19 protein-coding genes and 1 tRNA gene are annotated in these 24153 nt (G+C 69.8%); 5 read left to right on the top strand and 15 right to left on the bottom strand.

The genetic code is table 11. From position 1 onward, the window contains the following. Positions 1 to 67 precede the first annotated feature (67 nt). The 4 genes from ACWCRB_RS39420 to pgsA form a co-directional block, all read right to left on the bottom strand. Positions 68 to 613: a hypothetical protein gene (locus ACWCRB_RS39420; RefSeq protein WP_451000660.1), complete on the bottom strand. Its 546-nt coding sequence runs from the start codon at positions 611 to 613 to the stop codon at positions 68 to 70. 119 nt (positions 614 to 732) lie between these two features. Further along, entirely contained in the window at positions 733 to 1899 is a 1167-nt protein-coding gene (locus ACWCRB_RS39415; RefSeq protein ID WP_451000659.1) for a glycosyltransferase family 4 protein, read from the bottom strand. Beyond that, entirely contained in the window at positions 1896 to 2855 is a 960-nt protein-coding gene (locus ACWCRB_RS39410) for a phosphatidylinositol mannoside acyltransferase (RefSeq protein ID WP_451000658.1), read from the bottom strand. The genes ACWCRB_RS39415 and ACWCRB_RS39410 overlap by 4 nt, the downstream gene beginning before the upstream one ends. Next, positions 2852 to 3586 carry a phosphatidylinositol phosphate synthase gene (pgsA, locus tag ACWCRB_RS39405; RefSeq protein ID WP_369037470.1) on the bottom strand — a complete coding sequence of 245 codons (735 nt, stop codon included), beginning with the start codon at positions 3584 to 3586 and terminating at the stop codon, positions 2852 to 2854. The genes ACWCRB_RS39410 and pgsA overlap by 4 nt, the downstream gene beginning before the upstream one ends. A gap of 265 nt (positions 3587 to 3851) precedes the next feature. On the opposite strand from pgsA, the gene ACWCRB_RS39400 reads away from it, so the two are divergent. Both ACWCRB_RS39400 and ACWCRB_RS39395 read left to right on the top strand, forming a co-directional pair. Then, positions 3852 to 6050 carry an elongation factor G-like protein EF-G2 gene (locus ACWCRB_RS39400; protein WP_451000657.1) on the top strand — a complete coding sequence of 733 codons (2199 nt, stop codon included), beginning with the start codon at positions 3852 to 3854 and terminating at the stop codon, positions 6048 to 6050. Between the two features lie 220 nt (positions 6051 to 6270). Next, positions 6271 to 7938: a hypothetical protein gene (locus tag ACWCRB_RS39395; RefSeq protein WP_451000656.1), complete on the top strand. Its 1668-nt coding sequence runs from the start codon at positions 6271 to 6273 to the stop codon at positions 7936 to 7938. 94 nt (positions 7939 to 8032) lie between these two features. Here ACWCRB_RS39395 and ACWCRB_RS39390 read toward each other — a convergent pair whose 3' ends face one another. Beyond that, the gene (locus ACWCRB_RS39390; RefSeq protein WP_451000655.1) at positions 8033 to 8626 is read right to left on the bottom strand and encodes an HIT family protein; all 594 of its coding nucleotides are present in this window, start codon (positions 8624 to 8626) and stop codon (positions 8033 to 8035) included. Between the two features lie 67 nt (positions 8627 to 8693). Between ACWCRB_RS39390 and ACWCRB_RS39385 the strand changes: the two genes are divergently transcribed. Next, positions 8694 to 9350, top strand: a complete 657-nt coding sequence (locus ACWCRB_RS39385) for a potassium channel family protein (protein WP_451000654.1) — start codon at positions 8694 to 8696, stop codon at positions 9348 to 9350. 28 nt (positions 9351 to 9378) lie between these two features. Here ACWCRB_RS39385 and thrS read toward each other — a convergent pair whose 3' ends face one another. From thrS to ACWCRB_RS39370, 3 genes are all read right to left on the bottom strand, one after another. Further along, positions 9379 to 11355, bottom strand: a complete 1977-nt coding sequence (gene thrS, locus ACWCRB_RS39380; RefSeq protein ID WP_451000653.1) for a threonine--tRNA ligase — start codon at positions 11353 to 11355, stop codon at positions 9379 to 9381. Positions 11356 to 11477: 122 nt separating this feature from the next. Then, complete coding sequence (locus ACWCRB_RS39375; RefSeq protein ID WP_451000652.1) at positions 11478 to 12701, bottom strand: hypothetical protein; 1224 nt, start codon at positions 12699 to 12701, stop codon at positions 11478 to 11480. Beyond that, a complete protein-coding gene (locus ACWCRB_RS39370) occupies positions 12698 to 13264 on the bottom strand; it encodes a DUF4365 domain-containing protein (RefSeq protein WP_389359172.1) in 567 nt (188 codons plus the stop codon). Before ACWCRB_RS39370 ends, ACWCRB_RS39375 begins: the two co-directional genes overlap by 4 nt. A gap of 168 nt (positions 13265 to 13432) precedes the next feature. Between ACWCRB_RS39370 and ACWCRB_RS39365 the strand changes: the two genes are divergently transcribed. Further along, entirely contained in the window at positions 13433 to 14158 is a 726-nt protein-coding gene (locus ACWCRB_RS39365) for an exonuclease domain-containing protein (RefSeq protein WP_451000651.1), read from the top strand. A gap of 51 nt (positions 14159 to 14209) precedes the next feature. Here the strand turns inward: ACWCRB_RS39365 and ACWCRB_RS39360 are convergent. Together ACWCRB_RS39360 and ACWCRB_RS39355 are read right to left on the bottom strand one after the other, a co-directional pair. Beyond that, positions 14210 to 14281, bottom strand: a tRNA-Val gene (locus ACWCRB_RS39360). 53 nt (positions 14282 to 14334) lie between these two features. Continuing rightward, positions 14335 to 14781, bottom strand: a complete 447-nt coding sequence (locus ACWCRB_RS39355) for an SRPBCC family protein (protein ID WP_451000650.1) — start codon at positions 14779 to 14781, stop codon at positions 14335 to 14337. Positions 14782 to 14883: 102 nt separating this feature from the next. Between ACWCRB_RS39355 and ACWCRB_RS39350 the strand changes: the two genes are divergently transcribed. Continuing rightward, a complete protein-coding gene (locus ACWCRB_RS39350) occupies positions 14884 to 17244 on the top strand; it encodes an SCO7613 C-terminal domain-containing membrane protein (protein WP_451000649.1) in 2361 nt (786 codons plus the stop codon). Between the two features lie 92 nt (positions 17245 to 17336). On the opposite strand, the gene ACWCRB_RS39345 is transcribed toward ACWCRB_RS39350, so the two are convergent. The 5 genes from ACWCRB_RS39345 to ACWCRB_RS39325 all read right to left on the bottom strand — a co-directional run bounded on the left by ACWCRB_RS39345 (position 17337) and on the right by ACWCRB_RS39325 (position 23967). After that, entirely contained in the window at positions 17337 to 20075 is a 2739-nt protein-coding gene (locus tag ACWCRB_RS39345; protein WP_451000648.1) for an exo-rhamnogalacturonan lyase family protein, read from the bottom strand. A gap of 121 nt (positions 20076 to 20196) precedes the next feature. Beyond that, entirely contained in the window at positions 20197 to 20805 is a 609-nt protein-coding gene (locus ACWCRB_RS39340; protein WP_451000647.1) for a hypothetical protein, read from the bottom strand. A gap of 23 nt (positions 20806 to 20828) precedes the next feature. Beyond that, positions 20829 to 21701: a carbohydrate ABC transporter permease gene (locus tag ACWCRB_RS39335; RefSeq protein ID WP_451000661.1), complete on the bottom strand. Its 873-nt coding sequence runs from the start codon at positions 21699 to 21701 to the stop codon at positions 20829 to 20831. Positions 21702 to 21709: 8 nt separating this feature from the next. Further along, positions 21710 to 22666 (bottom strand): carbohydrate ABC transporter permease, encoded by a 957-nt coding sequence (locus tag ACWCRB_RS39330; RefSeq protein ID WP_451000646.1) that lies wholly within the window; start codon positions 22664 to 22666, stop codon positions 21710 to 21712. A gap of 14 nt (positions 22667 to 22680) precedes the next feature. Then, entirely contained in the window at positions 22681 to 23967 is a 1287-nt protein-coding gene (locus tag ACWCRB_RS39325) for an ABC transporter substrate-binding protein (RefSeq protein ID WP_451000645.1), read from the bottom strand. Positions 23968 to 24153 lie beyond the last annotated feature (186 nt).

Raw genomic sequence — 24153 nt, 5'->3', positions numbered from 1 at the left:
GCGGGGTCTGGGGCGGAGCCCCAGAAGGATGGGACGGGTAGGGGCGGCGGGGGCGAGACAAAACCCCTTACGCCGGCGCGCGCTCCGCCAACGCCGGTGGCGGCTCGTCGTCCATTTCGAAGGCCATCGGGAACGGGGCGTGCCCCGCAAGCCGGAACCACCGCACCTTCCGATGCCGCCGCAACGCCCGAGCCGCCCGCACCGCGTCATTGTGGAACCGCCGAGCCATCGGCACCCTCCGCACCGCCTCGGTCAGCTCCCCCGTCGCCGCCTCCCCGCCGGGGGCTTCCCGTACCGCCTCGACCTGCAGCGCCTCCCCGAAGACGGCCCGCAACGCCTGACTCAGCTCGCTCTCGGCGACCTCACGCTGCTCCTCCTCGGCCTGCCGCGCGGCATGCGCCGCCTCGTACAGCACGATCGACGCGGCCGGATCGAGCACACCCGACGTGGCCAGTTCCTGGGCAATGGAAGCCCGGCGCAGCAACTGCGCGTCGAGGCCCGCGCGCGTGGCGTCGATACGGGCGTGCAGCCGGTCGAGCCGCCCGGCGGTCCAGCTCAGGTAGAGGCCGATCACGACGAGCCCGACAAGGATCCAGATGAGGGTTGCGGTCACGGGCGGCAGGCTACAGGTGCGCACCGCCGGTTCCGCGGAGTCCCTCACCCGACCGTCCCCAGACCCCCGCTGTCGTCCTCAAACGCCGGACGGGCAGGGTGGGACCACCACTCCCCTGCTCAGTCCCTCCCCAGCCCCAACCGCGCCAGCAACCCGGTCGCCGTCCGCTCATCCGCCGCCACAGCCGTCGTCCCGTCCGTCACCGTCTCGTACACCGACAGGATGTCCGCCCCCACCGTCGCCCAGTCGAACCGCCGCACATGGGCACTCCCCCGCTCCCGCAGTTCGGCCCGGCGGGCGGGGTCGCCCAGTAGTCGTACGGCCGCCTCTGCCAGCGCGTCCGCGTCCTCGTTCGTGAACAGTTCGCCCGCCGCGCCCTGGTCCAGGACCTGGGCGAAGGCGTCGAGGTCCGAGGCCAGGACCGGGGCCCCCGCCGACAGCGCCTCGACCAGGATGATCCCGAAGCTCTCACCGCCGGTGTTGGGGGCGATGTACACGTCCACGCTGCGCAGCAGCCGTGCCTTGTCCTCGTCGCTGACCATGCCCAGGAACTCGACGCGCGGGCGAAGCTCCGGCGGCAGGCCCTCCAGCGCCTCTTCCTCGTCGCCGCGGCCCGCGACCAGCAGTCGCGTCGAGGGGCGGGCGGCGAGGATCTTCGGGAGGGCCTTCATCAGGACCGGAAAACCCTTGCGGGGCTCGTTGATGCGGCCGATGAAGCCGATCGTGTCGCCCTGCCACTCGGGCTTCGGCTTGGCCCCGGCGAAGGAGTCGACGTCGACGCCGTTCGGGATGACGACCGCGTCGCCGCCCAGGTGTTCGACCAGTGTGCGCCGGGCGTACTCGCTCACCGCGATCCGGGCGCTGATCTTCTCCAGGGCCGCCTGGAGGATCGAGTACGCGGCGATCATCGCGCGGGAGCGGGGGTTGGAGGTGTGGAAGGTGGCCACGATGGGCCCCTGCGCCGCCCAGCAGGCCAGCAGGCCCAGTGAGGGCGAGGCCGGTTCGTGGATGTGGATCACGTCGAACTCGCCGTCGTGCAGCCAGCGGCGTACCCGGGCGGCGCTGAGGAATCCGAAGTTCAGGCGGGCCACCGAGCCGTTGTACGGCACCGGGACCGCGCGGCCGGCCGAGACGACGTACGGCGGGAGCGGGGTGTCGTCGTCGGCGGGGGCGAGGACGGAGACCTCGTGGCCCAGGCGGATGAAGTACTCGGCCAGATCACGGATGTGGAACTGGACGCCGCCCGGTACGTCCCAGGAGTACGGGCAGACGATGCCGATCTTCACGGGGTCCCCTTCTCGGGATCCTTGTCGGGGGCCTTCGTGGGGGCCTTCGTGGGGGCCTTCGCTGGGTCGAGATCCGCGAGCCACAGCCGCTGAAGCATGTGCCAGTCCTCCGGGTGGTCGGCGATTCCCGTGGCGAAGGCATCGGCCAGCGCCTGTGTCATGACAGACGTCTTCTCGGCCTTCGTACCTGTCTCGGGTACCTCGATCGGGGGATGAACACGCCCACGCATGACCGGTGAGTCGTCGTACCACAGGGTCACCGGGAGGAGGAGCGCTCCCGTCTGCTGGGCCAGCAGGGCCGGGCCCGCCGGCATCCGGGCCGTGTCGCCGAAGAACTTCACCTCGACGCCCGAGGCGGACAGGTCCCGGTCGGCGACCAGGCAGACCAGGCCGCCGTCGCGCAGCCGTCGCGCCAGGGTGCCGAAGGCGGTGCCGCCGTTGTGCGGCAGGACCTCCATGCCGAGGCTCTCGCGATAGGCGACGAAACGGTCGTACAGCGACTCCGGGTCCAGGCGCTCGGCGACCGTCGTGAAGGGCGTCTCCAGCTTGGTGGTGACCCAGGCGCCGGCCAGATCCCAGTTGCCCAGGTGCGGAAGCGCCAGGATCACGCCCCGGTCCGAGGCGATCCCGTCGGTCAGGTGGTGGATGCCCTCTGCCTCGAAGCCCGTCTTCACGCGCTCCGGGCTCCACGCCGGGAGACGGAAAGACTCCATCCAGTAGCGCAGGTACGAACGCATGCCCGCGCGGGACAGCTCCGCGAGGCGCTCCGGTGTCGCGTCGGGCACCACGCGCGCGTAGTTCGACTCGAGCCGTCGTACGCGCTCTCCACGCCGCTTCCAGGCCAGGTCGGCGATGGTCCGGCCGAGCTTGACGGCGACGGGCTCCGGGAGCTTCTTGACGGCGCTCCAGCCCAGCGCGTACGCCCCGTCCGTCAGCCGCCCCCGCAGGTCGCTCACGAGGAGGCCTCACTGCTCTGGGCGGCGTTCCTGCTCGCGTCCGCCGCGTCCGCCTCCGCGGACTCCCGGCGGACCGTGACGACACGCTGGATCAGCGTGACCAGGCTGCCCACGGCGACGATCCACAGGGCGATCGGCAGCAGGTACTGGATGCCGGGCACCCCGAAGTCGTGCAGGCCCGCGAGACCGGCCGCGACCAGCGAGATCACCAGCCGCTCGGCACGCTCGACGAGCCCGTTGACGGCGACCGGCAGGCCGATCGACTCACCGCGCGCCTTGGTGTACGAGACCACCTGGCCGCTCGTCAGACAGAAGATCGAGACCGCGCACAGGACGTTGTCGTCACCGCCGCCCGCGTACCAGAGGGCGAACCCGCCGAAGATCGCGCCGTCGGCCACCCGGTCGAGGGTGGAGTCCAGGAAGGCCCCCCAGCGGCTGGAACGGCCCAGCTGGCGGGCCATGTTGCCGTCGACGAGGTCCGAGAACACGAACAGCGTGATGACCACCGTGCCCCAGAACAACTCTCCCCTGGGGTAGAAGACCAGCGCGCCCGCGATCACTCCGGCGGTCCCGAGGAGCGTCACCGTGTCGGGGCTGACGCCCCGGCGGATGAGAAACGCGGCGAACGGCGTGAGGACACGCGTGAAGAATGCACGCGCGTACTTGTTCAGCATGGCCTTCCCGAGGGTCGGTTTCGCCGCGCGGCCCCTACTGGCCACCGGCTGGCCCATCGTAGCCACGCGCGCGCTTGTGCGACGGTCGGGCACCCGCGCACCCGTGTCACGGCCTGACGGCATCCGGGTCACGGCAGGATGTCGGCGTCCCGGATCACCCCGCATGCCCGGTCCCGGCCGCGCGATCGCGTCCGCCGTATGGACGCACCGTGACGCGAGTGCAAAGCTCGAAAGCACCGCGGGCGTCATCGGAGCCGCCACCGCACGCGGATCCACCACGTCCGCGCCCACAGTGACCTCACCGTGCACGGGAGGCAGGACCATGGGCGACAAGGCGAACGCACACCCCGGAGCCGCCGGCAGGGCTACAGCGGCCGACCACCCCGCGTCCGTACGGAATGTGGTGCTGGTCGGCCACTCCGGATCGGGCAAGACGACACTGGTGGAGGCTCTCGCGCTGACCGCGGGGGCCGTCAACCGGGCGGGCCGGGTGGAGGACGGCGGCACCGTCTCCGACTACGACGAGATCGAACACCGGCAGCAGCGCTCGGTGCAGCTCTCGCTGGTGCCCGTCGAATGGGGCGGGTACAAGATCAATATTCTGGACACTCCCGGATACGCCGACTTCGTCGGGGAACTCAGGGCCGGTCTGCGAGCGGCGGACGCGGCCCTTTTCGTTGTCTCGGCCTCGGACGGGGTCGACGGCTCGACCCGGATGGTGTGGGAGGAGTGCGCGGCCGTCGGCATGCCGCGGGCCATCGTCGTCACGCATCTGGAGTCCGCGCGCGCGGACTTCGACGACATGACGCGGATCTGCGCGGAGGCCTTCGGCGCGGACGACCCCGACGCCGTACTGCCGCTCTACCTGCCGCTGCACGGCGCGCCGGGGCCTGACGGGCACGCGCCCGTGACCGGGCTGACCGGGCTGCTGACGCAGAAGCTGTTCGACTACTCCTCCGGGGAGCGCAAGGAGTCCGAACCCAGCCCCGACCAGCTCCCGGCCATTGAGGAGGCCCGCAACCGGCTCATCGAGGGGATCATCGCGGAGAGCGAGGACGAGACCCTCATGGACCGCTATCTGGGCGGCGAGGAGATCGACCTCAAGACCCTGGTCGAGGACCTGGAACGGGCCGTCGCGCGCGGGACCTTCTTCCCCGTGCTGGCCGCCGCCCCCGCCGCCGACGGCGCCAAGCAGGGCCTCGGCACGGTCGAGCTGCTGGAACTGGTCACCGGGGGCTTCCCGACCCCGCTGGAACGCGAGGCACCCGGGGTCACCACCGTCGACGGGCGCCCGCGCGAGCTGAAGCTCTGCGATCCAGACGGCCCGCTGGTCGCGGAGGTCGTGAAGACGGCCAGCGACCCCTACGTGGGCCGGGTCTCCCTCGTCCGCGTCTTCTCCGGCACCCTGCGGCCCGACGCGACGGTCCACGTCTCCGGGCACGGCCTCGCCGACCGCGGCCACGAGGACCACGACGTCGACGAACGCATCGGCGCCCTGTCCGCGCCCTTCGGCAAACAGCAGCGCACCCTCAGCCACTGCATCGCCGGCGACCTGGCCTGTGTGGCCAAGCTGAACCGCGCGGAGACCGGCGACACCCTCTCCGCGAAGGACGACCCGCTCCTGATGGAACCGTGGGAGATGCCCGACCCGCTGCTGCCGCTCGCCATCCAGGCGCACAGCAAGGCCGACGAGGACAAGCTCTCCCAAGGGCTCGGCCGGCTCGTCGCCGAGGACCCCACCATGCGGCTCGAACAGAACCAGGACACCCACCAGGTGGTCCTGTGGTGCCTGGGCGAGGCCCACGCGGACGTCGCCCTGGAACGGCTGCGCAACCGCTACGGCGTCCAGGTCGACGTCGTACCGCACAAGGTCTCCCTACGGGAGACGTTCGCCGGCCGTTCCGCGGGGCGCGGACGCCATGTGAAGCAGTCCGGCGGGCACGGGCAGTTCGCGATCTGCGCGATCGAGGTGGAGCCGCTGCCGGGCGGCTCGGGCATCGAGTTCGTCGACAAGGTCGTCGGCGGCGCCGTGCCCCGGCAGTTCATCCCGTCCGTCGAGAAGGGCGTACGCGCCCAGGCCGCCAAGGGAATCGCCGCCGGCCATCCGCTCATCGACGTACGGATCACCCTCCTGGACGGCAAGGCGCACTCCGTGGACTCCTCCGACGCCGCGTTCCAGACCGCCGGCGCGCTCGCACTGCGCGAGGCCGCCGCCGACGCGACGATCCATCTCCTCGAACCCGTGGTCGAGGTGACGGTGCTCGTCGGCGACGACTACGTGGGCTCCGTGATGAGCGACCTGTCCGGCCGGCGCGGCCGGGTCGTCGGCACCGAGCAGACCGTCGGCGGGCGGACTCTCGTACGCGCCGAGGTGCCCGAGATCGAGATCGGCCGGTACGCGGTCGACCTGCGCTCCCTCTCGCACGGCACCGCCCGCTTCGACCGCAAGTACGCACGGCACGAACCGATGCCGCCGCAGATCGCCGAAAGGGTCCGCGAACAGACCCAGAGCACCGCGTAGTTGGTGCCCGGCGCCCGACAAGTGGCCCGTACGGAACGCTTTCCTCCACATCGGCGGACGGCTTCTGCCGTCCGCCGCCCCAATTGTCGGTGGCTGCGGATACGCTGATCACCTGATCAAGTTGTGACTCCAACAACGTGATGACCTGTTCAACAGGTGTGCGGAGCAAGGAAGTCGGGAAAGGCCGCAGAAGCGGGTACGGCGGCGAGGGGGCGGCAGAGTGGCGGACGACGGTTTCGATTTCAGCCCAGGGGCACAGGTGCCCCTGTCGGGCTCCGCGGGCCAGACGGCGGCGACCTTCGCGCTGGCCTCGGCGGCCTACCGGGAGGACGACGAGGTCACGAAGATCCTCGAAGCCGACAACGAGTGGCACAAGTCCACGGTCAAGCCGCCCCGGGGCGCCTGGGCCAAGATCTTCCGGCCCAAGCTCGGCGAGGCGTTCTCCCGCGCGGTGATCGACCGCATGCTGGGCGCCGGCCGCAAGCCGCTCATCCAGTCCTTCGGCACCGAACCGCAGGTCATCGTCGAGCACGCCCTGGCGGCCCACCGCATCCGGCGCGACCGCGACAACTGGCTCTCCGCGGTGATGGTGCTGTGCGGCGTGCTCTTCCTGCCCGGGCTCCTGCTGTGGCTGGCCGTCTTCGCGGGCCGGGCGAACATCGCCAAGCGCGAGGACAAGCGGGCCTCCGCCCTCGCCACCACCCTCCTCGTCGCCGTGGGCGCCTTCGCCGTGATCTTCCTGATCAAGATGCCGTTCACCGGCTTCTGGGCCTTGTACGCACGCGCGTGCGTCGTCCTCCCGGTCGTCGGCTGGCTCTGGGCCAAGCAGATCTGCGAGCGCACCGCGAAGGACCTGCGCGAACGCTGGGGCGCCCTGCTCTCCGGCGGCGGTGTCGGTGCCAAGATCCCCGAGGCCGTCCCCGGCAGCCCCGGCGAGACCGCCGCCGAACACCTCCGCAAGGAACTGGCCAGGCTCAGCGCCGAACAGCAGTCCAACTCCGTCTTCTACGCCGGCCACAAGGGCATACTCGGCATGGGCACCCGATGGGGCACCTGGCAGCTCGCCGAGAACCTGGTCCCCCGCGACGCGGCCAAGGAGATCCACCCCTTCCGCAGCTGGGACGTCATACGCGCGATCCACGACCAGCTGCGCATGCTGGAACGCGGCCCGCTCAACACCGGCGGCTTCCCGAAACCGACCCTGAAGCACTGGATCGTCTCGCCCGTCGGCGCGGGCGCGAAAGAGGTCTCCCGCCCCAGCGGCACGGACGTCGACGCCTACATGATCAAGAACCACGCGATACAGGACATCTGCAACAAGCAGCAGTTCGGCGACGGCCAGCGCCACTACCTCGGCGTCCAGTGGACGCTGTGGAGCGGCCAGTTGGTCATCACGATGCTCATCACGGTGACCGTGCTGCACGAGACACTGCGCATCGAACTGACCGGACACGCGCTCGGTCCCGTCCACTCCCTCTTCCTCAGCAAGCCCGGCGCCAAGGAGAAGGAAGTACAGAAGTCCGTACGGTTCTGGGAGACCCGGAAGGTGAAACTGCCGCTGGTCGACGCCGACGAGGTCGTACGGCTGGCCGCGCGCGCACCGCTCACCTGGTACCCGCCGCTGCTGAACTGGCTGGGCGGCTCACTGGCCCTGCCGGAGCCCTTCGGCCTGCGGCACTCCTGGGCGGAGCAGCCCTGGCCGCACCGCTTCATGGCCGACGACGTCCTGCGCACGGCGACGCCGGTGCTGCGGGTCGTCCACGCGGCGGCGATCAGGGTCCTTGAGGAGAACGGCGTGGACACCGAGAAGTTCGGCAACCGCTCGTCGCTCCTCAGCGGGCTGGTGCAGGACCCGACACCCCGAAAAGCCGACCTCTACGACGCGTAAGCCTCCGGCGGTCAGGCGGCGGGGGTCGGTCGGTGCGGCCGGCACTGGGGGCTGCCGCCCCCAGACCCCCGCATCGGCCTGAACGGCCTCGTCCTCAAACGCCGGACGGGCTGGGAGTGTCCGACCCCGCGCTCGACGGCCAAGCCTCCGCCAGCATCTTCCTCGTGTCCCCCAACAACTGCGGCAGCACCTTCGTGTGACCCACCACCGGCATGAAGTTCGTGTCGCCACCCCAGCGCGGCACGATGTGCTGGTGCAGATGGGCCGCGATGCCCGCACCCGCCACCGTGCCCTGGTTCATCCCGATGTTGAACCCGTGCGCACCGGACGCCGTACGCAGGGCCGTCATCGCCTGCTTGGTCAGCTCGGCCAACTCGGCGGTCTCGGAGTCCGTCAGATCCGTGTAGTCGGCGACATGCCGGTACGGCACCACCATCAGATGGCCGCCCGTGTACGGATACAGATTCAGCACCGCGTAGACCTGCTCGCCACGCTGAAGGATGAGGCCGTCCTCGTCGGACTTGGCCGGGATCGAGCAGAAAGGACAGCCGTCGTCGGCACCGGGGCCGGTCGGCTTGTTCTCGCCCTGGATATATGCCATCCGGTGAGGCGTCCACAGGCGCTGAAACGCGTCCTGCGTCCCGACTCCGATCTGCTGCTCCGGCTCACTCGTCATGCCATGCAGCATATTGCTTCGCCCAGATGGAGCGTGTCGCCGGGGCACACACCGGGACCCCCACGGCCAAGCTGACGGAATGGACGACGACAGCCGCACACAACACTGGGAGCGGCGCACCGAGGTCCCCCTCGCAATGGCGTCACTGCTCTTTCTCACCGCATACGCGGTCCGCGTACTCGCCCACGGCCTGTCCGCCACCGGACAGGCCCTCTGCCTGGCCGTACTCCTGGCCTCCTGGGCGGTCTTCGCGCTCGACTACACAGGGCGCTGGCGCCTGAGCGGGGAGGGCGTCCGGTTCGTACGCACACACTGGCTGGACACCATCGTCCTGCTGCTGCCCCTGCTGCGCCCGCTGCGTGTGGTCAGGGTGTACGAGGCCGTACTGCACCGACGCGGCAGGCCCCGGCTCGCACTGCACGCGCGTGTGATCGTGTACGCCGGTCTGTCGGTGGCCCTGCTCGGGTTCACGGGCGCCCTGGCCGTGTACCAGCAGGAGCACGCCGCGCCCGACGCGACGATCCGGACGTTCGGCGATGCGGTGTGGTGGACGTGCGCCACGCTCGCGACCGTCGGCTACGGCGACGTCGCTCCGGTCACCCCGGTCGGCAGGCTGGTCGCGGTGGGCCTGATGGCGTGCGGGCTGGCCCTGCTGGGGGCGGTGACGGGGTCGTTCTCGTCCTGGCTGCTCGGTGTGTTCTCACGGGAGGACGACGAGAGGCCCCCGGGGAGGTGAACTCCCCGAGGGCCCGTACCGCTCTCGATCAGACCTGCGCGCGCTCCTCGACGACCTTCGCGATCTTCGCGATGGCCTCCTCGAAGGGAATGCCGTTCTCCTGCGAACCGTCGCGATAGCGGAAGGAGACCGTCTCCCCGTTCATGTCCTCGTCGCCGACGATGACCATGAACGGCACCTTCTGCTTCTGGGCGTTCCGGATCTTCTTCTGCATACGGTCGGACGACGAGTCGACCTCGACGCGCAGGCCCTTCTTCTTGGCCTCCGCGGCGAACTTCTGCAGGTACTCGACATGCCCGTCGCCGATCGGGATACCGACCGCCTGAACAGGCGCCAGCCACGCCGGGAACGCCCCCGCGTAGTGCTCAAGGAGCACAGCGAAGAACCGCTCGATGGAGCCGAACAGGGCCCGGTGGATCATGACCGGCCGCTGCTTCGAGCCATCCGGGCCCGTGTACTCCAGGTCGAACCGCTCCGGCAGGTTGAAGTCGAGCTGGACCGTCGACATCTGCCAGGTACGGCCGATCGCATCCTTGGTCTGGACGGAGATCTTCGGGCCGTAGAACGCGGCGCCGCCCGGGTCCGGAACCAGCGGAAGCCCCTGCTTCTCGGCCACCTGCCGCAGCGTCTCCGTGGCCTCTTCCCAGACCTCGTCCGAGCCGACGAACTTCTCCGGATCCTTGGTGGACAGCTCCAGGTAGAAGTCGGTCAGGCCGTAGTCCCGCAGCAGGCCGAGGACGAAGGTGAGCGTCTTGTCGAGCTCCTCCGCCATCTGCTCCTTGGTGCAGTAGATGTGCGCGTCGTCCTGTGTGAAGCCACGGGCACGGGTAAGACCGTGCACGACGCCCGACTTCTCGTACCGGTACACGGTCCCGAACTCGAAGAGACGCAACGGCAGTTCACGGTACGAACGACCGCGCGCGTCGAAGATCAGGTTGTGCATCGGGCAGTTCATGGGCTTGAGGTAGTAGTCCACGCCCTCGTCGAGCTGCATGGGCGGGTACATACCGTCGGCGTACCAGTCCAGGTGGCCCGAGGTCTCGAAGAGCTTCCCCTTCGTCGCGTGCGGGGTGTAGACGAACTCGTACCCCTCCTCCTCGTGCCGGCGGCGCGAGTAGTCCTCCATCACGCGGCGGATGATGCCGCCCTTGGGGTGGAAGACGGCGAGGCCGGAGCCGATCTGGTCCGGGATGGAGAACAGGTCCAGCTCGCTGCCGAGCTTGCGGTGGTCGCGCTTCTCGGCCTCGATCAGGAAGTCGAGGTGCGCCTTCAGCTCCTCCTTGGAGGGCCAGGCGGTGCCGTAGATGCGCTGGAGCATCGGGTTCTTCTCGCTGCCCCGCCAGTACGCGGCGGCGTTGCGCATCAGCTTGAACGCGGGGATGTTCCGGGTGGTGGGCAGGTGGGGACCGCGGCAGAGGTCCTTCCAGCACAGGTCGCCGGTCTTGGCGTCGAGGTTGTCGTAGATCGTCAGCTCGCCGGAGCCGACCTCGACGTTCGCGCCGTCGTCGGTCGAGGCGGAGCCCTTGATGCCGATCAGCTCCAGCTTGTACGGCTCCGACGCCAGTTCCTCGCGGGCTGCCTCGTCGGTCACCACACGGCGGGAGAACCGCTGGCCGCGCTTCTGGATCTCCTGCATCTTCTTCTCGATGGCCTTGAGATCCTCGGGCGTGAACGGCTTCTCGACGTCGAAGTCGTAGTAGAAGCCGTCCTTGACCGGCGGGCCGATGCCGAGCTTGGCCTCGGGGAACAGCTCCTGCACGGCCTGGGCCATGACGTGGGCGGTGGAGTGGCGCAGGATGTTGAGGCCGTCCTCGGAGGAGATCTCGACCGGCTCGACCTCCTCGCCGTCCGCCACCGCGTACGCGAGGTCCTTGAGTTCCCCGCCCACGCGCGCGGCGACGATCGTACGTTCGCCGGCGAAGAGGTCGGCGGCCGTAGTCCCCGTCGTCACCACGCGCTCTTCCCGCTCGGAATCGCGATGGATGATCACACGGACGTCTGACACCGGTCTCTCCTGACTGAAGGTGGGTGCGGCGCCATACCGAGAGCGCGCGCAAGTGAGGATCGTACCGACCCAGCCCCGCCCACCGCGAAACAGATAACGCAAAGCCCCGGCCGCCACCGCCCTCAGTCGTCCCCGCTGCACGCCTCCTCGAAGAAGTCGAGGTTCTCCTGCAGCGACTTCATCAGCCGGTCCCGCTCCGCGTCGTCGACCTGGACGGGTACGACCTCGGAGGCCTGGGTCAGCCTGCGGAAGCCGCCCCGGCTCTCCAGCCGGCCGTGCACGCGCACCGGCAGCCCGACCAGATGCGCCTGGCCGGCGATCCGGTACGCCTCCTCGTCCAGCGTCATCCGGACGTGCGGGATCTCGGCGCCGGCCAGCACCCGCAGTCGTACGGCGCCTTCGCCGCGCGGCCCCGACCTGCGCATCCGTACGACCGTGCCGGTGATCCGGACCGGCACCGAGGGTTCCTCGCGCAGGTAGCGGGTGCCGGCCGCGCGCAGGACGGGCAGGTCGCCGGGCGAGAACTCGACGGGTTCGGTGGTGGCCGAGCAGCCCTCGGGGACCTCGGCGCCGGGTGCCCACTCGACGGCGACCCGGGCACCCTCCGTACCGCGTACGAGGGCGACGAGGGACTCCGTCAGCTCGTGGCTGACGCCCGCCTCGACGGCGCCGTCGAAGGCGTCCATGCCGCCGGTGGCCCGGTGGTAGTCGATGGCCTCGCGGGCCGCGTACAGGGCCTGGTGGAGGCGTACGGCGAGCGGGCGGCCGGTGCCGACGGGGACGAAGGCGGTGAGGCTGCGTCCCGCGGGGGCGGCGCCGACGAGGACGTGTTCGAGGAGCGCGGCGGCGGTCCTGCGGTGGCGGGCGCCGTAGTAGCCGGCACGCGCGCGTGTGGCGAGCGCTCCGGCGAGCATCATGCGGCGGGCGGCCGAGCGCAGTTGTTCCTCGACGGGCCAGGAGGCGACGCCTGCGGGGCCGGTGGGGACGTCCCGCCACCAGCGGATCTCGTCGCTGGGCACGGCGAGGCCGACGAGCACTTCGCGTGCGGCGGGCGATCCGCTGCGGGCGAGGGCGACGAGGGCCTCGCCGAGGAGGTCGTCGCTGTCGGGGTAGGCCCGGCTCTCGGGCACGAGGAGGCTCGTGCCGCTGCCGCCGGGCCCTGGTGGGGTCCAGCGGCCGTACCGTCCGACCTCTCCCCCGCGTCGCTGCCAGCCGTGCCGGCGCAGGAGGGCGCCGAGGACGGCGGGGTCGACCTGTTCGGGCGGGGGCGGGTCGTCGTGCCAGGGGGTGTCGACGGGGTGCGGTCGGACGGGCCGCAGGGGCTCCTCGGTGGGGCGGTGCGTCACGGTCTGCCTCCCGTCCCGACCCGCGTCATGATCTCGCAGAGCGCGCGGTCGTCGAAGATGCGTGAGGTCGGTATCCGCACGGTGGTCCGGTGCCGGCCGGTTATTCGCTGCCCTGCGAGGTTGACCCAGTAGCAGCAGTGGCGCAGGTCGAGACGGTCGTGGCTGGCTCTCAGCCAGTCGTCCTGCGCGCGCGGTACGAGCATCACGACCAGGATCTTGTGCACGGAGACCGGGGTGCGGGCGAGCTTCGCCAGGTGGGCGTTGTCGAGCGTGAACGAGAAGTAGGGGCCCGGCGGGTTGGGGGCGACCTGGTACGTGGCCTTCAGCTGGACCTTGATGGTGACCTCGTCGTCGACCGTGTGCCCGGGTGAGCCGTGGCTGACGTGCCAGTCGATGCCGTTGTCGGGGAACGGCTGGGACAGCGAGCAGCCGGCCGCGGCCGCGACGGCGTGCAGATAGCCCACCTGCAGTGTCTCCATGCAGGCGGTGGTGGCGAGGGTGCCTCGATGGGGTGCCGTGCGCTCGGGCAGCAGCCCGCCCCGTTCGGGCTGCGCTATCGCCATGACCAAGTGCCTTCCAAACCGGGTGATTTTCTGTGACAGGTCTCTGAAGTGCGTAAACCTGTACCTCTGTTGTCTCCTTCCGGCGTACGGCGCAAACAGCCCGGGTATCACCAAACGGGCAGAAGACGGTACGTCAGCTGCCGTGGGTGAACGAGGAGTTGCATAGGTATGACGTGCTGGTACGAGGGCCCCTTGGCCGCGTTCGACACGGAGACCACGGGTGTGGACGTCGAGACCGACCGGATCGTGTCGGCTTCCGTCGTGGTCCAGGAAGGGCCGGCCATCCGGCCGAGGATCATCCGTTGGCTGATCAACCCGGGTGTGCCGGTGCCCGCTTCGGCGACGGCGGTGCACGGGCTGACGGACGAACATCTGCAGCGCAACGGCCGGTGGCCGTCCCCCGTGATGGAGGAGATAGCCCGGGCGCTGGCCGAACAGGCGGCGGCGGGCCGCCCGTTGGTCATCATGAACGCGCCCTTCGATCTGACCATGCTGGACCGGGAGTTGCGCCGCCATCGCGCCTCGTCGCTCGACCACTGGTTCGAGTCGGCACCGCTGCTGGTGCTGGACCCCCGGGTCCTGGACAAACATCTGGACCGCTACCGCAAGGGCCGCCGCACCCTGACGGACCTGTGCGCGCACTACGGCGTCACGCTGGAGGGTGCCCATGACGCGGCGGCGGACGCGATGGCCTCGCTGGAGGTCGTACGGGCGGTCGGGCGCCGTTTCGCGACGCGGCTGGAGCGTCTGTCCCCCGCCGAACTGCACACGCTCCAGGCGGTGTGGCACGCGGCGCAGGCGCGTGGCCTGCAGGCGTGGTTCGCGAAGAGCGGTTCGGAGGAGGCGGTCGATCCGGCGTGGCCGCTGCGTCCGGAGATGTCGGCGGCGGCATGACCGGAGGCACAAAAAGGCCGGTCCATCGACGACGGACCGGCCTCTTCCCGGTGGGCGATACTGGGTTCGAACCAGTGACCTCTTCGGTGTGAACGAAGCGCTCTCCCACTGAGCTAATCGCCCGGGAACGGACTGAACAATACAGGTCCGGACGGGCTTGGTTCAAACTGCTTGGGTCAAGCCTCTCGGAGGTGGGCGGCCAGTCCGCGCCGTCCCGCGCGCATCATCAGGGCGTGGTTGGCGCGGAAGAGCGGCCGTCCAGGGACGGCGAGGAGGCGCATCAGCGGCTTGGTGACGTCGACTTCCTGGTCGTAGCGGGCGAGAGTGCCGGAGCCGGCGGAGGTGAGCGTCCAGCGGGCCCGGCCGTCGAGGTCGCCGGTCATGGCGATCTCCAGGATTCCGGCGGCCGGGTCGCGGCGCACCTCGCGCGCGGTGAAGGTCAGGTCGTACGGCAGCAGGGAGCGGATGCGGATGGTTCCGCTGGTGTCGTCGATGCGGTCGACCTCGCGTACCTGTGGCCACCAGCGGGGGTAGTCCTCGGCCTGTGCCAGGGCGTCGTACACCGTGGCGAGTGGCGCGGTGAGGGTCCAGCGGGTGTGGAAGCGGTAATGGCTCCAGTCCATGGGGCGAGTGTGCCTGCCCCACGGCCCGCCGGGCGGGATCTGAGTACGTTCTGAGTACGCACGCTCATGCCGTACGACGTGACCCAGCCCACACTTCAGGGCATGACGAACATCCCGCCCCCGGCCGAGGAGTTGCGGCTCCTCGACTCGGAGTTGTGGCAGCTCGATGCCCGCCGGGCCCAGTTGCTGGCCCGCCGGGCCTGGCTGGTCGCCGCGCTGCAGCCGCCGAAGCCGGCACCGGCCGCCGCCGCCCGGCCCCGCCCGGAGACCGGCGCGTCCGGCGTGCAGAACCTTCTCCTGCTGCTCGGCGGTGTGCTGCTCACCATCGCGGCGACCGCGTTCACGCTGGTCAGCTGGGGGCACCTGGGGATCGCCGGGCGGGCTCTGGTGCTCGGCGCGGTCACTTCGGTCGCGCTCGGCGCACCCGTGTTCCTGCTGAGGCGCGGGCTGCGTTCGACGGCCGAGTCGGTGGCGGGCCTGGGGCTGGTCCTGACGGTGCTGGACGCGTACGCGTTGCATCAGGTCGCCTTCCCGGGGACGGGCGGCGCCGGATACACGGCGGTCGCGTCGACGCTGCTGGCGGCGCTCTGGACGGCGTACGGCCTGCTGCCGCGCGCCGCTGAGCTGCGGCTGCCCCTGCCCTGCGCGCTGGTCGCGGCCCAACTCCCGCTGTTCTTCTGGGCGATGGAGACGGACGCGGGTTCGTACGTCGTCACGGCCGCGCTCCTGGCGACGGCCGCGTTCGACACGGCTGTGGCGCTCCGGGTGACCGCGAAGTCCGTACGTGTCGTCGGCGCGGTCGGCGCGTACGGACTGGGCTCCTCGGGCGTACTGGCGGCCGGCTGGCTGTCCTGGACGGCCTCCGGTCCGAGCGCCGCCGCCCGTGCGGCGGCGCTCCTCCTCCTTGCCGCGGCGATCGCGCTGGTCGCCGCGTGGCAGGGGGCGGGCGAGAAGCGCGCCCTCGGCCTCGCGATCGCGTCCGGGCTGCTCACGGTCGCCGCACTCGGCGGTCTGGCGCGCTCGGTGCTGCCGGAGCTGTGGACGGTTCCGGCCCATCTGGCGTGTGGAGTGGCCCTGTTGGCGACCGTCCGGATCGGCCGACTGCCGGACGCGGTGCGGCGCGGGACGGCCTGGGCCTCCGGAGCCGTACAGGCGCTGGCCGTGCTATGGGCGCTGCCCGTCATCGGTGTGGTGGCGCTGGCGCCGGTCGGCTGGGTCTCGCGGGCGTGGACCGGCGCGCCGCCGGACGCCCGTGCCGCGCTGACGCTCGACGCGTCCTGGCCCGCGCACGCGGCGGCGGTTCCGGTCGTCCTGACGGCCGTGGGAGCCGTGCTCGTCCTGGTGGTGCGGGGCGAGGTCTGGCGCCCCAGGGCTCTGTCCGGCGCGCTGGGCTTGACCTGGGCCACGGCCCTCGTTCTTCCGCCGGTGCTCGAACTCCCCTATTCGATCGGCCTGTTGATCCAAGGGCTCACGGCGGTCGTCGGCGTCGCGGCAGCGGCGTACCTGCAGCAGACCGCACCTCGCTTCACGACGCTCGCCCTCGCGCTGGCCACCTCCCTGAGTCTCGCGTTCCTCTCCCTGGCCACCCAGGCCGCGACCCTCACCGTGCTCGCCGCCCTGGTCGCGCTGTTCGCGTCGGCCTCGTGGCAGTCCCGGCTCGCGCCCTTCATGGCGCCGGCCGCGCTCGCGTACGCCGCGGCGCTGGCCTGTGCGGTCGGCGCGGCCCTGAACTGGCAGCCCCCGCACACCGCCCTGCTCGTCCTGGCGGTCCCCGTGGCCGCGGCCCTGCTCGCGCCACGAATGGGTTCCCCGGCCACCGTGCCCGTCGAGGCGACCGGAGCCGCCGCGGGTGTGCTCGCGATCGGGCTCGCGGTCACCGACCTGCCCCTGCTCGCCCTGGTCCTCGCGCTGTGCGGAGTGATCACCGCGGGCACGGCGATCCGCCCGGACCGCCGCTCCGTCGGCTACGTGGCCGCGGTGCTGTTCGTCCTGGCCACATGGGTCCGCCTCGCGGCCTGGGAGGTCGGCACACCCGAGGCGTACACCGTCCCGGTGACCGTCCCGGCGCTGCTCGTCGGTCACCTGCGCAGACGCCGCGATCCGCGGACGTCGTCCTGGACGGCGTACGGCCCCGGGCTCGCCGCCACCCTCCTGCCGAGCCTCGTCGCGGCCTGGGGCGACGCCCACTGGACACGCCCCCTGTTGCTGGGCATGGCAGCGCTGTCGATCACGCTGCTGGGCGGCGGGCACAGCCTCCAGGCACCGCTCGTCCTGGGCGGCACGGTCCTGACCCTGGACGCGCTGCACGAACTCGCCCCCTACCTGATCCAGGTGGCGGACGCCCTCCCCCGCTGGGTACCGCCCGCCCTGGCCGGCCTTCTCCTCCTGTCCCTGGGCGCAACATACGAACAACGCCTCAGGGACGCCCGAAAGTTGCGGACCTTCTTGGGAAGCCTCCACTGAGCCCACCCAAGGGGCGCGGGGCTGTATCGATCTGCGGCTCCGCCGCGCGGGCGCGACCAGCCACAACGGACCCGCAGCTCCCCACGAACCCGCTACGGCATCCGGTCCCCAAGCAGCGCCAGGTTCTCGATAGCGGCAAGCCCATACAACGCGGTGTCATTCGTGGACACCCAGGCGGCCTCACTGCCCGGCACCAGCGCCACCGGACCGCTCAACTCCTCCGTCTTCCAGGGCGCCGACTCCTTGTACCCGTCGGAGTTGTAGAACTTGTCCCACGCGCGCGTGGCAAGCTTCGCATCCCCCGTCTGCACAGCCGCGTACGCGTCGAGCCGCGAGTGTCCCTGGAACAACAGCAGCGTCCCGAAGTTGGAGCCGTACCGCGCCGCTTGCTCGGCCTTGGTGGCGTTGAAGTAGCGGCAGTAGTCGAAGTACGCCTCGTTGAACGCGGGCATGTCGACCAGGTCGATGAGTTCGGCGCACAACTCGTTGAGCCCGAAGACGGCGGACAGGTGCGAAACCCCGACAACCGGCGCCGAGGCAACCGCGAACTTGCCGGTGTCGAGGTCGTACAGCCCGCTTCCCTGCACGAACCCGTTCGGCTGAGCGGCGATGGTCTCCATCGTCGACAGGACCCGTGCCTTGGCCTTCTCCCACTTGGGGCCCTTGCGCTCCCACTCGGTGAGCCAGGCGGAGACGAGGCCGCTCCAGTCCGTGCCGAAACCGATCGACAGGGCGTGCCGGTCGGGTGTGTAGGGCTCAGTGCGGATCTTGCGCAGCGGGTCGAGGGCGAGGAAGGTCTCGTCGCTGTCGACGTTGGCGTGCATGAGGTCGCCGACGCGTTCGTCGCCGGTGAGGAAGTAGTAGTAGCGGCGGTAGGTGGTGTTGGCGATGCGCTGCTGCTTGGCGCTGTCGGCGTAGTGCTGGACGCCGTGCCGGGTGCCGAGGCCGGCCCACTGGCCGAGGTGGTAGACGTCGACTTCGCCCGTATGACGGGTCATCGCCTCGGCGAAGCGGAAGATGTCGGCGCGGCCGGAGCGGAGGTAGGCGAACCAGAGCCAGAGGTCGGGCGAGAGTTCGGAGTTGTCCCAGGCGTAGCCGCCGACGTCGTACCGCCACTGGTGTCTGGCGGTGTCGTACGAGTGCATGATGTCGCCGTAGTCCCAGAAGCCGTACCAACGGCGTTGCTCCACCTGGTCCTTGTAGTAGGTGAAGAGGAAGTCGAGGTGGTCCTCGATCTTCGACTTGGCGGGGGTGGAGCGGTCGGGCTCGGAGTACAGCCCGGGGCCGAAGACCTGAGCCTTGATCAGTTGCCTTGGCGGGGCGGCGAGTTGGGGCAACACTCTTACGGCTTCGACCTGTTGGGCCAGTACCGTCGGTGACGGTGTCGACTCGTTGGCCCAGAAGAGGAGTTCGGAGGTGCGGGCGATGCCGTAGGGGGTGCCGAAGCCGGGTTCGTAGTCCTCGTAGGTGATGTTGAGGCCTTCGAGCTGTTCGGCGTAGGTGTCCTGGCCCATGCCGTCGTGGTAGAAGCGCAGGTCCATGGGCTGGGCCTCGGGCGACCAGAGCCAGAGGGTGACCTCGGCCTCGTCGGTGTGGGCATCGCGGATGTCGAGCTGGGCGGGGTGCTTCTCCCAGAAGTCCCGTAGCCCGAAGGAGAATCCGCCGCTCGCCCCGCCGACGTAGCCGAACCCGGAGGCCCGCTTGCCGCCGCCGGCGCCGATCCAGCCGTAGCCCTTCTTGGTGCGCTTGCGCAGGGTGAAGCCGTCGGCGGAGAGCTGGGAGAGGGTGTAGTCGCCCCACTCCGGGATGTACTGGAGACGGGTGGTGACCCGCTGGTCCCAGGTGGAGGGGTCGGGCAGCTTCTGACCCTCGAACTGGGCCGCCTGGACGGCCGCTCCGGGGTCGCGCCGCTGTCCGGTGATGCCCTTGACGGCCTCGCGGAGCAGTCCGGTTCCGTCGCCGCCGATCCGGATGTGGCGGTCGTACGAGGCGTCCCGCATCGGCACGGTGAAGCGGACGCCGAGGCCGCGGATGAAGTCGCCGCTGGCCTTGCCGGGTTCCTGGGTGCCGTCGTACGTGATCGTGTGGACCATGCGGAAGGAGTCGGCGCCGGCGTAGAAGTACAGGCGGATCGAGAACGGGAGCCAACTGCGGCTGCCCTTGCGGTGCTTGCCGTCGATGCGGACAACTGCCCTTACGGGGCCGTCCTGTTCGACCTCGACCTCGCTGATGGCGCTCTCGAAACGCTCGAACTTGGTGGCTCCCTGGTCCTCGTCCTCGATCTCGGGCTGGCGGATAAGGACGAGCCGCCCGTTCTTCGCGATCTCGGTGGAACCGCGTGTCACCGACTTGACCAGCGTGGAGCCGGACTTGCCGATCCGGGCGGTGATGACTCCGGTCGATATGTCGATGGTCCCGCCGCGCTTGTCGACGGTGACCTTGGCGGCGGGGACCTCGGGGGCTCCGGCGGCGAGCGTCAGTTGCCCGGGGCCGCCCGAACTCACCGCGTGCGCGGTCCACTTGAGGGTTCCGTCGGGCCAGTAGGCGAGCGGCCAGGACTGCACGGGTACGGCCTTGCCGTCTGCGTCCGTGAGCGCGAAGGTCTGGCCCGCCTCGTACGTGCCCTTCGGCCAGGGCACGCCGACCGTGGAACCGGGGGCGGCGCCGAGGCCGCCGTCCTCCAGCCAGTCCAGGGTCACGGGGTCGGTGGCGGCCTCGGCGGCTCTGGGCGCGGCCTGCGCGTCCTTCGCCCCCAGGGCCCAGCTGAACTGGGCGGCGGCTCCGGCGACTGCGGCGGCCTTGAGGAGGGACCTGCGAGGGATGGGAGACATGAGGGACCAGCCTTTCCTTTCCGTGCGGGTGCGGGGGTTTGGGGTAGTCAGGGTTTAGTCAGGGGCATGACAGATAGGGGTACGACGCCGGGGCGCCGACCTTGTGCGAGGGCACCGCTCGTCAGCTGCGCCGGTACCGCTCCTCCACGGCGACGGCCGCCGCCGCGACGGCCCCGAGGACGGGAACCGCCAACGGCGGAAGGAACCCAGCGGACAGGGCCACGACGGCCAGCCCGCAGACGACCAGGAAGGACCCGGCGGGATCGCGCACGGTCCGGCGACCGGCGTCCGCGAGCAGCGCCCGCCAGGAGGCGCCCGGCGTCCAGACGGCCGCCGCCCGCAGCAGGGCCACGGCAGCGCCGATCAGCGCGAAGATGCCGACGGCCCCGACGAACGGCCCGCCGGGAATCCCGGCCCGGGCAGCCAGGACGTCCACCCAGACCGCGACGGCCGCCGCCCAGCCGAGGAGCCCGACGAGCCAGCCGCCGCGCACGGCCACCCGGAAGTCCACGACGAACTCCCGCCAGCCACCGGCCTCGTGGGCCGTACGACGCCGTAGATGCCGTGCGCCGGCGGCGAAGGCGGCAGGGTAGGTGACAACCCCGAGCGAGGCCACGGCGATCCACACACCGGTGAGCAGACACTCGGCGAAGACCGCGAAGCGCTCGCCGAACACGGACTCCCTGCGCTCCTTGCGCGGGAAGCGTGCCTTCACACGTGTTTGGGCCATGGTGACCGCCTCAGCCTTTCTGCTCACTTCAGTCCGGACGTCGCCATACCGTCGATGAGATAGCGCTGGAAGGCCATGAAGAAGGCGACGACCGGCACCAGCGCCACCAGCGACATGGCGATCATGCTGCCGTAGTTGGAGATGCCCTCCTGGTCGCGGAACATCATCAGGCCGAGCGAAACGGTGTACTTGGAGGGGGTGTTGAGGTAGATCAACGGCCCCATGAAGTCGTTCCAGGCGTTGATGAAGGTGAAGATGGCGCTGGTGATGATGGCCGGCCGGCTCAGCGGCAGCACGATGGACCAGTAGGTCCTCAGGTGGCCGCAGCCGTCGAGTTTGGCGGCCTCGTCCAGCTCGCGCGGCAGCCCGCGCATGAACTGCACCATCAGGAAGACGAAGAACGCCTCCGTGGCCAGGAACTTGCCCGCGACGAGCGGCACGAGCGTGTCGATGTAGCCGAGGTTGCGGAACAGCACGTACTGCGGGATGAGCAGCACGTGGTACGGCAGCAGCAGGGTGCCGATCATCAGCGTGAACAGCAGGTTCCGCCCGGCGAAGCGGATCTTGGCGAAGGCGTACGCGGTCAGCGAGCTGGAGATCACCACACCGGCCACGGCCAGGCCCGCGTACATCAGCGAGTTGGTGAAGAAGCTGGTGATGGAGATGCCCGAGATGCCGTCGGCGAGGCCGGAGAAGTTCGCCCAGACCGGCTTGGTGGGCAGCAGGTCGAGGCTGGCGATGATGTCCTTGCTCGGCTTGAACGAGGCGCCGAGCACCCAGACCACCGGGTAGAGGACGACCGCGAGCACGAGGAGCGCGCCCACGTGCCAGGCGAGGGATCCGATGCGCTTCCGCTCGTTCGAGGTGCGCAGGGCAGGGCTGGTGGCAGTGGTCACTTCGGTGCTCACTTGGCGGCCTCCTCGTAGTGCACCCACTTCTTCTGCGACCAGAACAGGACCGCCGTGACGAGCGCCACCGCGATCACCAGCGTCCAGGCCATCGCGGAGGCGAAGCCCATCTGTGCCTCCTTGAAGCCCTTCTGGTAGAGGTAACAGGTGTAGACGAGGGTGGCGTCGGCGGGCCCGCACCGGGTGTCGGAGACGACGTACGCGGAACCGAACACCTGGAACGCGTGGATGGACTCCAGCAGCACGTTGAAGAACAGCACCGGGGAGATCATCGGCAGCGTGATGTTCCAGAACCGGCGGAAGGGACCGGCTCCGTCGACCTCGGCGGCCTCGTACAGTTCCTGCGGCACCTGCTTCAGCCCCGCCAGGAAGATGACCATCGGCGCACCGAACTGCCAGATGCTCAGCGCCACCAGGGCGTACAGGACATAGTCCGGATTGCCGATCCAGCCGCCGACGTCGAGCCCGAAGACCTTCTGTGTACGGTCGACGACGGCGTCGTCGGAGAACAGCGCCCGCCAGACGAAGCCGACAGAGACGCTGGCGCCGATGAGCGACGGCATGTAGAAGGCGGCCCGGTACAGGCCCTGTCCGCGCCGCTTCTGCGCGAGCAGCAGCGCCACTCCGAGCGCGAGGAGCAGCTTCAGCGGGGTCGCCACGACGACGTACTTCAGCGTGACCTCGACCGACTTCTGCCAGCGCGGGTCCTGGAACATCGTCGTGAAGTTGTCGAGCCCCACCCACTGGGGCGGTGTGAACAGGTTGTAGCTGGTGAACGCGTAGTACAGCGACGCGATCATCGGTCCTGCCGTGAGCAGCAGGAAACCCGCGATCCACGGCGACATGAAGAGATAGCCGGCGAGGTTCTCGCGGCGCCGCCCGCGCCGCCCGGGGGCGGGAGCGGCGGACCGCTTCCCGGCCGGGCGCACGGGCGCTTCCTTGACGAGCGTCATGGTCGTACGTCCCCTCAGCCCGCGAACGCGGCCTTGGCCTCGCTGAACAGCGCCTTCGCACCGTCGGCCGGCTTGGTCTTGCCCTGGGCGATCTCACCGCCGATGCGCAGGAAGGCCGCCTCGATGACGTCCGCGCCGGAGGGGTGCGGGGTGATCTTCCCGAGGACGCCGGCCTGGGCGACCTCGTCCTCGTAGGCCGCGACGCCCTTGTTGTTGGGGTCGGTCGGCTTGAAGGCGGCGTACTGCTCGGTGGTGGCGAGGATGCCGCGGTCGTAGCCCATGATCTTGCCGACCTCGGGGTCGTGGACCATGAAGTCGATGAACTGGGCGACCTCCTTGGGATGCTTGGTCCCGGAGAAGGCACTCATCATCAGCGAACCGAGGTACTGGCCGGTGTCCTTGCCGTCCGTGGTGGGGATCGGCGCGAGCCCGTAGTCGGACTCGCCCTCGCCCTCGTAACGGATGGAGAAGTTGTCCCAGGTGAATTCGGACGCGGCGAGCCCCGCCGACAGACCGGACTTGGGCTTGACCTGCTCGATCTTCTTGGGGTCGGCGACAAGACCGGACTTCACGCGCTTGTAGCCGTCCGCCCACCACTGCGTCAGATCGTCCTCGGTGAAGCCGAGATCGGAGTCGGTGAAGAAGGCCTTGCCGTTCTGGCGCAGATAGAGGTCGTAGAGGTACATGATGGCGAAGTAGCCGGTGTCTCCGGCGATCTTCAGCTTGTCCTGGATCGTCTGCAGCGCGGCGAAGTAGTCGTCCCAGGTCCAGCCGAACTTCGCCTCCACGCCCGCCTTCTCGAAGGCCTTGAGGTCGATGACGAGTGCCATGGTGTTGGCGCCGACGGGTATGCCGATCTGCTTTCCGTCGACCTGACCGTTCGCCAGAACACCGTTGCGGAAGTCCTCCAGGCTCAGATTCCCGGCGTCCGCCTGCGTCTTGAGATCCATCAGAACACCGCGCTTGTCGTACTTGCGCAGGAAGCCGACCGCATTCTGGAAAACGTCCGGCGGATTACCGCCGGAGGCCTGGGTCTGGAACTTCTCCCAGAATGATTCGTAGTCAGTGAATTCGGGCTTGATCTTAATCTTCGGATACTTCTTCTCGAAGAGCGCGATCGTCTTCTTGATGGCGATGGTGCGCGGTTCGCCGCCCCACCACGCATAACGGAGCGTCACATTCCCGTCCCCGGCACCACTGTCGCCACCGCACCCGGCCGTCGCCGCCAGCCCCAGCGCGGCCGCCGAGGCTCCGGCCGCCTTGAGGATCGTTCGTCTCTCAACATTCCCGTTCTTAGGCACAGTCGGGCCCTCCCCGCGACGTCGTTGGCGCCTGCGTGAATCGTTTCAAGTAAGCGCTTGCTGGCACAAGTTACGGAGGGGCTCGGAGTGCGTCAATGATTCGGACATGATGCTCAGCGAGTCGATGGAGAAGCCGAACGGGTCGGTGGAGTCGACGCTGTTGTTGGTCATCAGGTCGTTGAGGAC

The sequence above is a fragment of the Streptomyces sp. NPDC002156 genome (assembly GCF_053593675.1).
This window is presented reverse-complemented; position numbering and strand designations above follow the sequence as displayed.